The 16094-nt window shown below is 36.2% G+C and carries 13 protein-coding genes; all 13 read right to left on the bottom strand.

Features of this window, described 5'->3' with window-relative positions; genetic code table 11:
• Positions 1-26: 26 nt before the first annotated feature.
• Complete coding sequence (nusB, locus tag V6255_RS16185) at positions 27-455, bottom strand: transcription antitermination factor NusB (RefSeq protein WP_025562782.1); 429 nt, start codon at positions 453-455, stop codon at positions 27-29.
• Between the two features lie 5 nt (positions 456-460).
• Positions 461-928 carry a 6,7-dimethyl-8-ribityllumazine synthase gene (ribH, locus tag V6255_RS16180; RefSeq protein WP_341629081.1) on the bottom strand — a complete coding sequence of 156 codons (468 nt, stop codon included), beginning with the start codon at positions 926-928 and terminating at the stop codon, positions 461-463.
• An 84-nt stretch (positions 929-1012) separates the two neighbouring features.
• On the bottom strand, positions 1013-2119 hold the full coding sequence (gene ribBA / locus V6255_RS16175) for a bifunctional 3,4-dihydroxy-2-butanone-4-phosphate synthase/GTP cyclohydrolase II (RefSeq protein ID WP_341629080.1): 1107 nt from the start codon (positions 2117-2119) through the stop codon (positions 1013-1015).
• A gap of 103 nt (positions 2120-2222) precedes the next feature.
• A complete protein-coding gene (locus V6255_RS16170; protein ID WP_341629079.1) occupies positions 2223-2885 on the bottom strand; it encodes a riboflavin synthase in 663 nt (220 codons plus the stop codon).
• 1 nt (position 2886) lies between these two features.
• Entirely contained in the window at positions 2887-4026 is a 1140-nt protein-coding gene (gene ribD, locus V6255_RS16165; protein ID WP_341629078.1) for a bifunctional diaminohydroxyphosphoribosylaminopyrimidine deaminase/5-amino-6-(5-phosphoribosylamino)uracil reductase RibD, read from the bottom strand.
• Between the two features lie 53 nt (positions 4027-4079).
• Complete coding sequence (gene nrdR, locus V6255_RS16160) at positions 4080-4538, bottom strand: transcriptional regulator NrdR (protein ID WP_025562789.1); 459 nt, start codon at positions 4536-4538, stop codon at positions 4080-4082.
• Between the two features lie 321 nt (positions 4539-4859).
• Positions 4860-6800 (bottom strand): bifunctional diguanylate cyclase/phosphodiesterase, encoded by a 1941-nt coding sequence (locus tag V6255_RS16155; protein ID WP_341629077.1) that lies wholly within the window; start codon positions 6798-6800, stop codon positions 4860-4862.
• A gap of 7 nt (positions 6801-6807) precedes the next feature.
• Complete coding sequence (locus V6255_RS16150; RefSeq protein ID WP_425355939.1) at positions 6808-7500, bottom strand: transglutaminase-like cysteine peptidase; 693 nt, start codon at positions 7498-7500, stop codon at positions 6808-6810.
• 11 nt (positions 7501-7511) lie between these two features.
• Positions 7512-8117 (bottom strand): OmpA family protein, encoded by a 606-nt coding sequence (locus V6255_RS16145; RefSeq protein WP_341629075.1) that lies wholly within the window; start codon positions 8115-8117, stop codon positions 7512-7514.
• Positions 8104-9510, bottom strand: coding sequence for a TolC family outer membrane protein (locus V6255_RS16140; protein ID WP_341629074.1), 1407 nt, complete (start codon positions 9508-9510; stop codon positions 8104-8106). The genes V6255_RS16145 and V6255_RS16140 overlap by 14 nt, the downstream gene beginning before the upstream one ends.
• Positions 9511-9535: 25 nt before the next feature.
• Complete coding sequence (locus V6255_RS16135) at positions 9536-10909, bottom strand: HlyD family type I secretion periplasmic adaptor subunit (protein ID WP_341629073.1); 1374 nt, start codon at positions 10907-10909, stop codon at positions 9536-9538.
• The gene (locus tag V6255_RS16130; protein ID WP_341629072.1) at positions 10896-13085 is read right to left on the bottom strand and encodes a type I secretion system permease/ATPase; all 2190 of its coding nucleotides are present in this window, start codon (positions 13083-13085) and stop codon (positions 10896-10898) included. The genes V6255_RS16135 and V6255_RS16130 overlap by 14 nt, the downstream gene beginning before the upstream one ends.
• A 122-nt stretch (positions 13086-13207) precedes the next feature.
• Positions 13208-16094: VCBS domain-containing protein (locus V6255_RS16125; RefSeq protein WP_341629071.1), on the bottom strand; the 2887-nt coding region annotated here is incomplete at its 5' end.

Below are 16094 nucleotides of genomic sequence, written 5' to 3'. Positions count from 1 at the left end.
CAAATTATTACAGATAAAAGCCGTAATTATTTTGAAACGTCTTCACGTAACTTTAAGCTACGTAATGCTTTATCTAATACACCATTAACAAATTTGTAAGACTCATCTGTTGCAAAGTCTTTTGCTAATTCAATTGCTTCGTTTAATACTACTTTATGTGGTACATCAGTACGGTATGTTAATTCAAACATAGCTAAACGCAGCACTGCGATATCAACCATATCAACATCTTCAATTTTACGAGAAAGGTAAGGTGATAATTTTGTGTCTAATGACTCAACATTTTGTATAACGCCAATTAACAATTCTTTAAAGTAAGGTACATCAGTTTTAGACATATCTTGGTCAACAGAGAATTGTTCAATAATTTGCGTTACACCCGTTTGAGTAATTTGCCATTGGTAAACAGCTTGTACAGCAAATTGACGAGCACGACGACGTTCAGCAGGTTTCATAGCCATTATCCTAATTCCGCCATCACATTAACCATTTCTAGTGCACTTAAAGCAGCTTCGCTACCTTTATTACCCATTTTAGTGCCTGCACGTTCAATTGCTTGATCGATTGAATCCGTTGACAATACACCGAATGCAACAGGGATACTGTAGTCTAACGAAACTTGTGCTAAGCCTTTATTACATTCATTGATCACTAATTCAAAATGAGGAGTTCCACCACGAATAACACAACCTAGTGCAACAATCGCATCAAATTTATTAGATGCAGCAACACGTTTTGTGATTAATGGTAGTTCAACCGCACCTGGTACACGAACAACAGTGATATTGTCATCTGAGATTTGACCAGTACGTTTAAGGGTATCAATAGCACCTGCTAATAACTGCTCGTTAATAAAGCTGTTAAAGCGAGAGATCACGATTGCGATTTTAGCGTGTGGAGCGGCTAAGCCACCTTCAATTATTTTCATTTTCTACCCTTATTACAAAATTTTGTGCATTCTAACACAATTTATTTCTATATCGACATTGTTTATTCAGTGAATATATTGAGTTTATTCAGTGATGTATTCAACCACTTCAAGTCCAAAACCAGATAGTGCATGGTACTTTTTCTGTGAGCTGAGTAATGCCATTTTTTGCACGCCTAAATCACGTAGAATTTGAGAACCAACACCAACACGTCTGCTTGCACCTTGTGCTTTAGCAGCAACACGTTCACCAGCATCTTCTTGTTTGATATATTTAATTTGTTCTATTAATGATTCAGCTGTTTCTTGGTGACCTAACATTACTAGCACACCACCGTCTTTGGATAAACGTGCTAATGCTGTACTCATTGGCCAAGTACGCGGACTTAAACGATCTGAAAAAAAGTTATCAGAAAATGTATTTTGTAAATGTACGCGCACATTTGTTGTTTGATCTGATTTTACTTCTCCATTCACTAACGCAAAATGAACTTGTTTATCAATAGTATCTTGGTAAGCCACTAAATCAAACTCACCAAATTCTGTTGGCAATTTACATTCGCTCACGCGCTCAATAGTCGTTTCATTGTTATTACGGTATTCAATTAAATCAGCAACGGTACCTAACTTAATATCGTGTAGTTTTGCAAATACTTCTAAATCACTACGACGTGCCATGCTGCCATCTTCATTTAAGATTTCAACAATCATACCTGCCGGTTCACGACCTGCTAATCGCGCCAAATCACAGCCCGCTTCAGTATGCCCAGCACGAGTTAATACGCCACCTTCTTGTGCTTTAAGTGGGAAAATATGCCCTGGCATCACGATGTCAGTTGGCTTAGCATCTTTTGCAATCGCAGCTAATACGGTTACTGCACGGTCTGCAGCTGAAATACCTGTTGTAACACCTTTAGCTGCTTCAATAGAAACCGTAAAGTTAGTTGAAAAGGCAGCGGTATTATCTTCAACCATTAATGGTAGTTTTAGTTGTTCACAACGCTCTGCCGTCAGAGTTAAACAGATTAAGCCTCGACCATATTTAGCCATAAAGTTAACAGCTTCAGGTGTTACTAAATCAGCAGCCATTATTAGGTCACCTTCATTCTCACGATCTTCATCGTCCATCAAAATAACCATCTTACCTAGGCGAATATCTTCGATGATTTCTGCTGTTGTATTTAACTTCATTTTGATTCCTTAAATCTCTTGTACTGAAAAGTGTACTAAAATTTGTACCGTTCTATTGCCACTAAACTATTAGCACTAAGCTATTGTCACTAAAATATGAGTACTAACCCATGAAGCCGCTTTTTGCTAGCAGCTCCATTGTAGATTGTTGTTTTGTCGTTGTTTTAGCAGCATGCTCACCCAACATTAAACGCTCTAAGTAACGAGAGATAACGTCAACTTCTAAGTTCACTTTGCTACCTACAACATATTGCTGCATTGTCGTTTCACTGATCGTATGTGGGATAATAGTCAATTTAAAACTAGCGCCATCAACATCATTAGTGGTTAAACTAATACCATCAACGGTAATAGAGCCTTTTTTAGCAATATACTTAGCTAAATCATCAGGTGCTTTAATCCAATATTCGATGGCATTACCTAAAGGTGAAATAGACGTAATTTCACCAACACCATCAACATGGCCACTCACGATATGACCACCAAAGCGATCATTCATTTGCATTGCTTTCTCTAGGTTAATCATGAAACCTGTTTGAATACTAGAAAAAGCACTTAGTTTAATTGTTTCGTATGATAAGTCTGCATCAAAACCATGATCACTTAAACGCGTTACAGTTAAACAAACACCATTATTAGAAATACTATCGCCAAGTTTGACATCATGCATATCTAAACCGCCCGCATCAACGGTAATAGTCATATCTTTTTCGTTATTTTTGATTGCAGTGATCTTGCCCACTGCTGCAACAATACCTGTAAACATATTATTCTCGATGGTTAATAAGACGAATATCATCGCCAATCTGAGTGACAGAATGTAATTTAAGCGTGATAATATCGTTCATCGTTGAAAAGTTGGGTAAGTTTACTAAGTTTCTAGCTTGATCGCCCATTAATTTTGTTGCTTGGTAGAGAATAAATTCATCAACCAAATTATTTTTAAAAAATTCACCCGCTAATGTAGCGCCAGCTTCTACCCATAAGTCATTAATTTCATGTTGATTAAGTAGGCTCATTAACGCATGAAGATCAATTTTATTATTTTCATTTTGAGTACAAATAATTTGTTCTACCTCGGCCTTACAACCTGAAAATGAAGCTGTGTCTCGTGCGCTCAAGGACACTAATAAAACTTTACTCGGTAAATCAAATAATTTTTCTTGTAGTGTCAGCTTATTGTGAGAATCTAAAATGATACGAATCGGTTGGCGAAGATTTGTTTCATCTAATAAGGCACTATCAAACGCTGGACTATTAACTAATTCTTGATAACGTACATTCAAACTAGGATCATCAGCAAAAACCGTTTTATTACCGGTTAAAATGGCACTTTGTTGTGCTCGATAATATTGAACATCTGCTCTTGCTTGAGGGCCTGTTATCCATTGGCTTAATCCATTTTTCAACGCCGTTTTACCATCTAAGCTTGACGCCATTTTAACGGTCACACGAGGTCGTTTTAATTTCATGCGCGTAATAAAACCAGGATTCAATGCCTCAGCTTGTTCAGTCAACAACCCTACTTCAACAATAATTCCTGCTTCTTCTAAAAGAGAAAGTCCACGACCAGCCACTTTAGGGTTAGGATCAACCATTGCCACAACCACTCGCTTTACGCCCGCTTTAACTAACGCTAAGGCGCAAGGAGGTGTTCTGCCATAATGAGAGCAAGGTTCCAAAGTCACATAACAGGTTGCACCTTTAGCTTGTTCTTTAGCAGCCGCTAGAGCATGAACTTCTGCATGTCCTGTTCCTGCTTTTTTATGGAAACCTTCACCAACAATCGTACCATCTTTGACAATGACACAACCCACATTAGGGTTAGGTGATGTTGTAAAACGTCCATACTTAGCAAGTTCTATTGCTCTAAGCATGTATTCTTTATCTAGTTCAGTAAATGACATCTGATGATTACTTTTTAATTTAAAATGTTAATCGAGTTTGAATTTTTATAGGGCTATTTATTCGCTGTATCAAGTTTGGCAATTTCTTCACCAAACTCTTTCACATCTTCAAATGCACGGTAGACAGAAGCAAAACGAATGTAGGCAATTTTGTCTAAACCTTTTAATAAATCCATGACCAATTCGCCGACCATTTTTGTAGGGACTTCTCTCTCACCTGTTGCACGTAGGGTCGATTTAAGTTTGTTAACTGCATTCTCTACTGCTTCAATACTGACAGGACGCTTTTCTAAAGCGATATTAATACCAACTAATAACTTTTCTTCGTTAAAAGGTTCACGACTACCATCTGACTTTATCAGACGAGGCATAATTAATTCAGCCAATTCAAAAGTCGTAAAGCGTTCATTGCATTCGTTACATAAACGGCGACGACGAACTTGAGAGCCTTCAGAAACAAGGCGAGAATCGATAACTTTTGTATCTTGTGCATTACAAAAAGGACAAAACATAGTGTATTTCTCTGTGTAATAAACGACGGAATAGCGTATTAGCTTGTTATATATAACTTTATTAACTAATAGCGGACTAATTATAGGGGTTAAGATAACCTGATAATTTAACATAATTTAACTCTAAAATGGGATTTTATAGTCAATAATTAAACAAAAAGTGTTATAAGAATTTAAATAATAAATTTTTTTATAAATTCGTTTTGAACTAATTATGTAGAGTAGCGATATATTAAGAGAAAAAACTTAAGAAAATAAACGGATACAAAAAAGCCGCTAAATAGCGATAAACTATTTAGCGGCTTTTTTATTTCTTAGTAATTAATAAATATAACTTGGTGGTGTGATAAAACCTTGATAACCATTTGCGTGCAACCCTATTAACCTTTCTAGTTGCTCATTATCTTCAACTGCCGTAATGATAACTTCAATATCCAATCCACGGGCCGTATTAATAACAGCTCTGCTTAAAGCAAGGCGTTCTGTAATCTCATTAACTTCTACATCGTTACTTGAGTTACATGATAAAGATTGATCTAGTTTTACATAATCTGGCTTGATTGTTTGTAGATATGCAACAGACCCCATTTTTCTTCCATAATGGTCAATACCTACTTTACCTTCTTTTTCTTTGACAATATTAGTAAATTTTTGACTCTGTTTTGGATAAGCCAACACTGTACTTTCCTGTATTTCAAAATGAAAACGATCAGGATTTTTTTGTCGACTGAGAAAGAGCCCTAACCAATTATGAAAGTTAATATCGAGTACACTATCTTGTGTAATATTAATGGCTACTTTCTCTTGATTAGCAAGCAAGGTCGGATGCTCTGCAATATCTTTAAGTAGAGACTGGTCAAATTCACTGCCTAACTCTAATTGTTCAATATAAGGCATAAATTGTGCAGCTCGTATTACATTTTCTCCAATTTGCAAACCGCTATAGATTTCACGCTGCATCACGTTGTCATTTTTAAATGACATGACGGGATGCCATTGCAATAAGAAATGACGTTGAATAATAGCTTCTTGTAAAAGTTCTCTCCACTGTGTTAATTCTAGTTCTTGTTCTTGATTATTTTCAAACCAATGAGAAACTTCATTATTATTTAATGCAGACTGTAATGCATCATCTGCATTTCCTAGTAATTTAGAAGCTGATATTCCTTGAGTTCTGACTGCAACACCTATTGCAAATTGCTCTTCATCTTTATAGTTTGCACTAACTATCGCTTGATTAATCAAACGAATAACATGTTGTACATACACTTTCAACTGCTGAGGTGATGCTTTTGTAACCAAGAAAACAAACTCTCTGCTAGAGATACGGGCAATCACACAAGGAGCAAGAGCAGGTAATGATTGTTGCATCTCTTTTGCTAATATCTGGATGGTGTTGTCTCTTACTTGATAACCAAACTGCTCATCTATTTTTTCTAACCAATCTAATCTCGCGATTAATAGACCTCCATAACCAGGATCTTTTATCCAACTTCCAAGCTGAGAATTTAAGTACAAACGGTTAGGCAACTGTGACACTTTATCAGTTAACTTTTCATTTTTTAAAGAAACTACTTCTGTATCTAATTGGGAAAACATAGTTTGTAGCTGACCTGACATACTATTGATTGCCAACACCACTTCTTTAAGTTCTATTGTATCAGGGGTTTCTAAATCAGGTTGAAATTCGCGCTTAGCAATTAATTTAGCCTGTCCTGCAACACGATGTAAAGGAGCTAGAATTTTTCTCAAACGAAAACGTAAAATAGTTAAAGATAGAACAAATAATATCGTTAACGTAATTAATGTATCACGCATTACTTTCCAAAGTTGACTGTACCCAATTGCAGGATTAGCTTCTAATTTCAGAGTCGCTAATTGTATCCAACCATTAGTAATAGTACTCTCAGTGCTTTGAGGTCCGAATAACTCTAGGTTCAAAAACCATTGTGGCACCCCTTCAACTTTTATAGGGTTATCCCAAACCTGAGTTTTATCATTGTCTAGCCAAGTAAGACTTACTTTTTTATAAAAGCCACCTTCAAAAATAACATTGATTACCGTTTCAGCAGATGCAACATCGCCTGTTTCAAGGTGTGGTTTCAACATCAAGGTCAACGCGTTTGTTGTATTATTCAAATCAGAAGATATCTGACTTTCCATAAATCCTTTTGTCTCGGTAAACTGAAAATACGCCAAACTCGTTACTACTAGTAAAAATAATCCTAGTAATAAAGAATTGATCTGATTAAACAGTGTCATAAATAAGTTACTCCATTGATGTAACAGGTTGCTTTAATTGATTAAGTCCCATACGAAGGTTTAAATCATTCCATCGTTTGAGCCTACTTGGTTTTCCTGCAACACGTCCTTGTTTTTTTACATTGTTTAACCATAACAGCTTACCGTTAAAGCTATACACAGGAATTAAGTCTTTGCGATCATTCGCTTTTTTTATTCGACCATCGATATTATCTAAGATCAATGGTTCTGATGTTGGAGTTGCATAATACGCAACAACCATATGATATTGATTTAATGTCAGTGACTTAACCATCACAATTCTTAATTTATCATCTGCAACACCTATCGCTAATAAACTAAAATATTTAGCTAAAGCAAAGTCTTCACAATCACCAGCATTGACACCTATAAATTCAACGGGTGTTGCCCAATAATTACTTTGTCCCCAAAGCTTTTTATCAGTAGTAAATCGTAATTGGTTAAAAAAACGATTTGTACTAACTAACTTTTGATGTTCATTTTCATATTGTTTATTAAGTACTTTTAACCATGCAGTACCGCGTTTAGCAGCACGGGCACCATAGTTTTTTTGCAGTGTAGAAATGAGCTTTTTACTATTGAAGTTTAATGAAACACTTGCATATAGATAATAACTACTCATATATGCAAGAACACTAATAACCAATATTTTTATTAATGAAGCTCGCTTCCAGCGCATTAAACTATTAATTACTGTTCACGCTGATCGACACTATAAATATTCCATTTCATATCAACAATCTCCTTACCACCAACAATCTCAGCAACAATACGTCGATTTTGTGCATTCACATTATCATCGTTACCTTCGAATAGAAGTTGATCAAATCCAAAGCCTTTTGCGTTAACTCTGCTGTCATCAATCCCATATTGTCTAACTAATATCGACTTAACCGCTTTAGCTCGATTTAGAGATAATTCTTTATTATGTTCGGCAGTTCCAACGATACTAGTATGCCCTTCTATCGATACATTAACCGATTTATATTCTTTCATTAAACCAGCTAATTTTTCGATTTCAGGATAATATTTGGCGTCAACAATAGATGAATTATTATCGAAGTTAACTAATAATTTAACTCTAATTTTTTCAACAATATCAGTACCGCAACCATCATTACCAACAGCTGCTCCTGAAATGGTATCAAGACAATTATCACGGGCAGTAATAATTCCATCTCCTTCAGGATCAGATAAATCGTATATTTGCTCTGTTGGTTTTTCAGTCATATCTATGATATTAATTGAACAACCACTTAATAATAAAATGCTGGCTAATAGACTAACCTTTTTCATTGTAAACTCCACCCTCAAATTGCTCTTCACCCTTCCATGACTCAGGACGAGTGACTCGTAATGAATCTAATAATATTCCCATTGCATGTAATATGCGATATTGAGCGGTTATTTCTGAAAACTCAGCTTCTAAGAAATCACGACGTGATTCAAAAAGTTCATTTTCAGTATCTAATAAATCTAATAAACTACGTTGGCCAACTTTAAACTGTTCTTTATAATCATCTTGTGTATTTTTCGCTGCAATAACATGCATTTTTATATATTTCTTTTGCAGATTTAAAAGCTCATAAGCATCCCATGATAAAGTAAAGCCTTCTTTTACTTCTCTATGTGCAGTCATGTTTAATGCTTTTGCTTGATTGATTCTATAAGCAGTTTCTTTGGCATAGGCTGTATCTTTTCCGCCTGCAAAGAGGTTGTATCTAAAACGTATCATGGCAACGACTTCATTATTTTCACCACCAACGCCAGTGCCTGTATTAGAACCATCGACACCATCTATATTATCATTAAAGTTAGCATCAACTTCAAAAGTCACATCAGGATAATACTTAGATTTAGCAGAATTATACTGAGCAGTAGCCGATTGAATATCATTACTTGCAGCCCAAACAGAAGGATGGTTCTTAAGTGCAATTTCAAGACCTTCGGCTTGCGTAGCAGGTAGCATACTGCTGTCAGGATATGGAATAACAAGATTCTCAGGTGCCTGATCGATCACAGTATAGAACATTGTTTTGGCATCTAAATAGTTATTTTTAGCTGCAATTAAGCTAGATTCAGCTTGTGCTAAACGGCCACTGATTTGTGACAAATCAGCTTTACTACTAAACCCTGAGTCCGTACGTTCTTTAATTTGATCATAAATATCAACATGCGATTGCAAGTTTTTCTCTGATAAGGCGACTAATTCTTTAGCTTGCATAAGACCTACATAAACCCTAGTTGCTTCTAAGCTAAGATCTTCTGCTACTGAATGTAATCGCCATTGTTCCGCACTTGTTGCATAACTGGTACGGTCAACTTCACTACTTGTTTCAAAACCGCTAAATAAATTTTGTCTAAAGCTTAAACCTAATTCCCTTCTAGTAAGGCTCTCTGTATTATTACCGGTATCATCATAGCCTCTTGTCGTAACACTATCAGTATACTCTCGGCCTACACCACCAGTTAAATCCAAAGTGGGATAATAACCCGCTTCAGCCTGTTCCACTTGTTTTTCACTTACTTTAAAGCGTGTAAATGCTTCATGAATTTCAGGGTTACTATCTAAAGTGTGTGCCACTGCTTGCTCTAGTGATTGACTATTTGCTTGCAAAGGTAGTAACGCCAGGGAACTAAAAGCAACTAAAGAAAAATTTTTAGTTATTCCACGTTTTAATGGTCTCATTCTATCTCCATGTCCATATCTAAATTTAATATTCACGTAACGCCATTTCTTTGGCTCTTAATATCGGGTTAAGTATATATTCAAGTACAGTCCTTTTACTGACCATCACGTCAACACTTGTCAACATTCCAGGAATAATAGGCATATCTATTTTATTATCTTTATTCATATTAGATTCAGTTGTACGGATTCTTACAATATAAAAACTATTGCCTTCTTCATCCTGAGTCGTATCAGCACTAATAAGTTCAACGACGCCATCCAAGCCACCATAACGAGTAAAATCATAAGCCGTGATTTTTACTCGTGCAGGTAAACCAACATGAATAAATGCAATATCTTTCGGGATAACTTTAGCTTCGACTAACAGTTTATCTTCTGTTGGAACAATTTCTAATAATACCTGACCAGGCTTAACTACGCCACCCAATGTATTGATATGCAAGGTTTTTACCGTTCCTACTACTGGAGAGGTAATTAAGGCTTTGCTTACTTTATCTTGAACACCTACTTGAGCTTCAGTGATACTTGATAATGCAGCCTGCTTCTCATTTAATTGCGCACGTGCATCCGTACGGAAATTGAATACAAGCTCGCGTCTTTTTAAAATAGACTCTTCTAGAGCAGATTCATTCCTAGGAATCTGAGTCCGTAATGCATTTAACTCTCCATTAAGCTGATTAACGGTACGCTGCAATTTTAATAACTCTACTTCAGGTACTATATTTTTTTTAGCCAGAGGGCGCGTTAATTTGAGCTCTCTATTGGCATAACTCAAACTACTTCTCAGCGTACCAATCTTCGACTGTAACTCTTTTATTTCTTGTTCACGTTGTAATATTTGCTGAGCTTGAATCGCAACTTGATTATCTAAACTATTCAAACGCCCAACATATTCATTTTGTTGGCGTTCGACTAAAGTGGCAGCTGTTGTTTGTAAATCTTCTGGGAATTCTAGTTTCTTTTGTTCTATTTTTATCTGTAACTTCCAATCTTTTGCATTGGCAATCAAAATACTACCAAGTTCAGCCCTCAGACGAATAATATCAGCTCTCAATGCATCGACCTCTTGAACTTGCTGTGCCATATCAGAACGAAAACGGGTGTCATCAATGCGCGCTAAGGGTTGCCCTTTAGTAACAACCATCCCTTCCTTAACATAAAGTTCTTGTAAAATACCCCCATCTAAACTCTGAATAACTTGTACTTGAGAAGAAGGAACCACTTTTCCTTCTCCTCGAACAACACGATCTAATTCTGCAAAATAAGACCAAACAAAGAAACAAACAAATAAAGCAGTTAAAGCCCATATAGTTAAGCGTTGTGCTGTAGGAGTTTCCGTTAGCATTGCACCATAGACATCATCAGCCATTTCTAAATCTTGTTTAGATATTTTCATGTTCAGCTCCTTTACTCGCAGTAAACTTTCCTGCTGAAAGTTGCTCTAAAACAATATCTTTAGGGCCATTTGCAACGATTTTCCCGTGATCTACAATGATAATTCTATCTACTAACTGTAATAAATGCATTTTATGAGTAATAAGTAATAAACTTCGATTTTTAACGGTCTGTTTCATAGATAAAATAAACTGTTTTTCAGAACGTGCATCTAAACTTGCAGTAGGTTCATCAAGTAATAGAACTTGAGGGTCGTTTAAAATAGCGCGGGCTAATGCCACTGCTTGACGTTGCCCCCTAGAAAGAGAAACTCCACCTTCGCCAACTTGTAAATCTAGCCCCTCTGAAGCAAGGTCAGTAAACAAGCAAACACCAGATAATTGTGCAGCACGTAATAATTGATATTCAGTAACTTGCCGCGTCCCAAATAGAATATTGTCTTTAATAGTACCGTGAAATAAAGTGATATCCTGTGGTAAGTAACCAATGTTACTTCTTAAGTCACTCGGGTGTATCTGCTCTTGATGTAAACCATCGTAACGTATACTACCTAATGATGGTTTATATAATCCAAGAATTAGTTTTGCAAATGTTGTTTTACCTGAACCATTACGTCCGATAATGGCAATTTTCTCGCCAGGTTTAATTTGTAAAGAAAATGGGTATAACGCCGTTTTTTCGGTATTAGGATATTTAAATGACACTTGTTCACATTCAATATTACCTTCAAGCTTATTACGGCTAACTAGATGACCTTTATTTTCAAATTCACTCTCTTGTTTCATAATGCCGTCTATTTGACGTAATGAACTCATTGTTTGATTATAACGAGTCATTAATCCAGCAATTCTGCCCATTGGAGCAATGGCGCGGCTTGATAACATAACAGCAGCAATAATTGCCCCCATTGAAATCAAACCTTCAGAAACACGATAAACTCCAAGAACAATTACGGCTATTACCGTCATTTGAATAATGAAACTAGAGACATTAGAAACGGAGTTAGTTACCATTTTAACTTTAAGTTGCCATTTAGCCGTATGACCAACCATTTGTTGCCAGGTGTGCTGAATTAATCCTTCGGCACCATTGGCTTTAATTGACTCTAAAGAAGATAAACTTTCAATTAAATGGCCATGTTTTAAACCCGAAAATTTATTACTTTCTTCAATAGCTACTTTTAATCGAGGTTGCACCGTCAAACTATAACCAAGTATAAGCACTGTCGCGATTACAGCGAAGTAGGCTAAGTCACCTGCTACTAACCAGATAATGAAAATGAATAAAATTGAAAAGGGTAAATCTACTAATGCGGTTATGGTTGCAGATGATAAAAATTCCCGAATGCTATCGAATTCACCAATTTGACGCGCCATTCCACCGATACTAGAAGATCTTTTCTCTAGCGGTATACCGACTGCTTTAGCAAATAATTTTGAAGATATTTCTACGTCTACTTTTTTACCAGCGACATCAATTAAATAACCTCTAATTTGCTTTAAAATAAAGTCAAAAACATACGCGACAGAAGCACCTATAGCTAATACCCATAATGTTTCGAAGGCAAGATTAGGTACTACTTTGTCATACACATTCATAATAAATAAAGGTGATAGCAGAGCAAATATATTAATTAATATAGAAGCAATAATAACGTCACGGTAAATTGGTGCAGATTCACGAATACTATTCCATAACCAATGAACAGTGGTTTCTTGTATATGCACATCAAAATGACGATCGCCATGATACTTTTGTTTAATTAAAAATAAATAACCAACATATTCAGATTCAAGCTCTTCAACAGAGAGTTGCTCCTCCCCACCAGTTTCAGGAAATGAAACTCGAACTTGATTTTTAGTCAAATCTAGCTCATGTAAAATACAAGCCCGCTTATTTTTAAGCATTAAAATACAAGGCAACAACATATCTGGTAGTGTATTTAAACTTCTACGATCTAACTTTGCACTTAAACCAGCTCGACTTGCAGCTTGAGGTAAAAGTTCAGGAGAGAGGTATTGATTGGTTAATGGTAAACCAGCAGCTAATGCTTCTGCAGAACAAGGTGTCGCAAAATATTCACTTAATAGCACCAAACAATCTAATAGAGGGTCGTGCCCAATACGAGTTGATGCATTAATTTCCCATTTATCTTGTTGAGAATTTTTTTGATTCAAAGTTGACCCTTTATTATCAATAACAATAGTAGTGCTATTTTAAAATACCAATAGTACTACTATTGGTATATAAAAATGCTTTAACATCTTATAAAGATTCTAGCCTATATATAAATGTAATATCAAATAATACTGTCATCTGTAGTATCGATAGCTGCTGCAGTTGTCCCTGTATCTACTACTGTTTCAGTGATAACTAAAGCGCCGCTGTCATAAAGACTGTTAATAACAGTTTCCACTTCATCTTCACTCAGTGGGCCATTATGAGTCACGCCATCTAATTGAGTATCTTCCAAGACAATCGTTGTCCCTTTAAATGTGTTAAACGGATTTTCATTAATATTATTACTACTGACGCTTAGGGTTGTATCTGTACCATTAAAACTAATATCGAAATATTTACCTAAATCACCTTCAGTTTCCCCTTGCAAGAGATCACTTAAGTCTAATTTATCGCCTTCTTCAACATTAAAATCGGAAATCGTATCAGAACCAAATGTGTCTTGATCTGTCCAAACAAAGGTATCTGCTCCATCGCCGCCAATTAAGATATCAGTACCTATGCCTCCAGTCAGGATATCGTCCCCTAACCCACCATCAAGGGTATCAGTTCCTTGTTCACCGTATAACTCATCATTACCTGTATTACCAAATAATATGTCGTTATTATCTCCACCAAATAATTGGTCATTTCCGCCAGCACCACTTAATGTATCATTACTAGATAAGCCGGAAATAATGTCATCTCCATCACCTCCCGTTATTTCATTAGGAGTGCCGTCACCAACAAGAACTTGATCATCGGTAGAGTCAGTGGAATCATCTATTGTATCAGCATCTATTAGACCTGATTCTGCATTATGAGTAACAGTGACGTAGGCTGTAGCAGTATTTGAAATATTACCATTTATATCAATAATATCATAAACAAATGAATCTATTCCTGTATATCCAGAATCTGGTTCATAAATAACCTCACCATCAACAATTGATATAGTCCCATTTTCGGGATCGCTGACTGAATTAACTGTAATTCCTTCTCCAGTATCATTAGACAATAGATCAATTGTGACTGATGTATCTATAACAGTGCTTATACCTTCAGCATAAGATAGGTTTTCTGCAACCCAAATATTATTAGCCTCAATATCTAAAATAGCAGTTCCTGCAGGATACATATTTAAGACAAGCTCATAGTCACCTGCTTGGTCCCAATAAATAATCTCTATTGAGTGTAGACCTTCGGTTAAAGATAATGACAAACTCGTTTGAATACTTGGAGTGATTGCAGAGAATGTGATAACTGCTTCACCATCAATAATTAGTTCAAAACCATCATCATGCTGAACATCGATGATATATAAACCTTCTTCTGCTACATATAAATTACCTGTTAAATCTATAATTCCGTCTGTTGCTGTAGCAGATGAACCACCATTAATAGTTGTAATAGAATCAGCATCATCATTTAAGAAACCAATTAAGTTGTTTGGCACTCCATCACTCACATTCGCAGCTAAATCAGATCCAAAAGCATTCGTGTAATCAAGTTGGGTAGAGGTAAATGCAATATCAGCAGTTGGATTAGCTGCTATATAATCTTTCACAATAGTTAAAGACGAGGTATTTTCATTTTCAAGATTTTCATCGTACCCCCAATATTGTCCGGAAAGACCACTAATAGGAGCCTCAGCATCGTCAACTGCAAGAAGTGTATCGGTACCATTAATGGTAACAACGATATCTTGTGTTTCACCATTTAGACTTACAGTAAATGTCTCTGTTATTTGTTCATCACTGTCTAAATAAGCAATAGCACTATTATCAACTTCATATGACCAATTGCCATTTGCATCGATTATTAACTCGCCTAAAGCAGTGTCACCTTCGTTTGCCCCTACAAATGTAACCTCAGGTTCAAAACTTTCACTATCAGTAGTATCTACGTCAGAAAAAGTGATCGTTCCTGAATCAATTAATTTGCCATCAGTAACCGAATCTCCTTCAGTAACAGAGCCTTCAGCACTATCGCCGACTAATGAATTAACAGTAATTTCTGTAGGATCTTCTGCCCCAAAAATAAATACGCTAATCTCTTGTTCCGTACCATTGACAGTGATCACAAAGTTTTCGACTATTTGCTCACTTTCATCTAAGTACTGCACCAGGCTATTATCAACTACATACGACCAAACACCGCCATCTGTAATTGTCATTGTACCCAGTTGGCCAGTACCTGAAGTTGAACTTACAAAAGTAACGTTCGCATCAAAACTAGCACTATCGGAATCGTCAGCATCGGTGAACTGGAATCGACCACCATCTGTAAGTTGTCCTGAAGTGACGTTAACATCTTCAGTTACGAACCCTCTTTCGAATGCAGTACCGACCGGTTCAATTGTTGTCGGATCATCTGAACCATTAATGGTAATAGTAATATCGTGCGTCGTACCATTTAATGTAACGGTATAAACTTCGGTTAATGTTTCATCTTCACCTAAATACTGTACAGCGCTGTTATCTACTTCATAAGACCAATTGCCATCAGCATCAATAGTAATCTCGCCGAGTGCAGTATCTCCATCTTCTGCTGGTGAAAACTCAATTGTAGGTTCGAAGTTCTCGCTATCTGTTGTATCAACATCACTGAACGTTAATGTACCTGAATCCGTTAATTTTCCATCACTATCGGCCGTATCTTCAGTCACCGAACCTATATCACTATCGCCGACTAATGAGTTAACAGTGATTTCTGTAGGGTCTTCTGCTCCAAAAATAAATACGCTAATTTCTTGTTCCGTACCATTAACAGTGATCACAAAGTTTTCGACTATTTGTTCATCATCATCTAAGTACTGCACCAGACTATTATCAACTACATACGACCAAACACCGCCATCTGTAATTGTCATTGTACCCAGTTGGCCAGTACCTGAAGTTGAACTTACAAAAGTAACGTTCGCATCAAAACTAGCACTATCCGAATCGTCAGCATCGGTGAACTGGAAT

It is taken from the genome of Psychromonas arctica, assembly GCF_038155225.1.
GTDB lineage: Bacteria > Pseudomonadota > Gammaproteobacteria > Enterobacterales > Psychromonadaceae > Psychromonas > Psychromonas arctica_B.
Note: the sequence above shows the minus strand (reverse complement) of the source record. Positions and strands in the feature narration are given on the sequence as shown.

Bases quoted from the DNA above. Each gene is read 5' to 3' on its own strand.
- ribD (WP_341629078.1), bottom strand. From the start codon at position 4,026: ATGTCATTTACTGAACTAGATAAAGAATACATGCTTAGAGCAATAGAA.
- V6255_RS16170 (WP_341629079.1), bottom strand. From the start codon at position 2,885: ATGTTTACAGGTATTGTTGCAGCAGTGGGCAAGATCACTGCAATCAAA.
- ribBA (WP_341629080.1), bottom strand. From the start codon at position 2,119: ATGAAGTTAAATACAACAGCAGAAATCATCGAAGATATTCGCCTAGGT.
- V6255_RS16155 (WP_341629077.1), bottom strand. From the start codon at position 6,800: ATGACACTGTTTAATCAGATCAATTCTTTATTACTAGGATTATTTTTA.
- V6255_RS16140 (WP_341629074.1), bottom strand. From the start codon at position 9,510: ATGAGACCATTAAAACGTGGAATAACTAAAAATTTTTCTTTAGTTGCT.
- nrdR (WP_025562789.1), bottom strand. From the start codon at position 4,538: ATGTTTTGTCCTTTTTGTAATGCACAAGATACAAAAGTTATCGATTCT.
- V6255_RS16135 (WP_341629073.1), bottom strand. From the start codon at position 10,909: ATGAAAATATCTAAACAAGATTTAGAAATGGCTGATGATGTCTATGGT.
- V6255_RS16145 (WP_341629075.1), bottom strand. From the start codon at position 8,117: ATGAAAAAGGTTAGTCTATTAGCCAGCATTTTATTATTAAGTGGTTGT.
- V6255_RS16150 (WP_425355939.1), bottom strand. From the start codon at position 7,500: ATGCGCTGGAAGCGAGCTTCATTAATAAAAATATTGGTTATTAGTGTT.
- nusB (WP_025562782.1), bottom strand. From the start codon at position 455: ATGAAACCTGCTGAACGTCGTCGTGCTCGTCAATTTGCTGTACAAGCT.
- ribH (WP_341629081.1), bottom strand. From the start codon at position 928: ATGAAAATAATTGAAGGTGGCTTAGCCGCTCCACACGCTAAAATCGCA.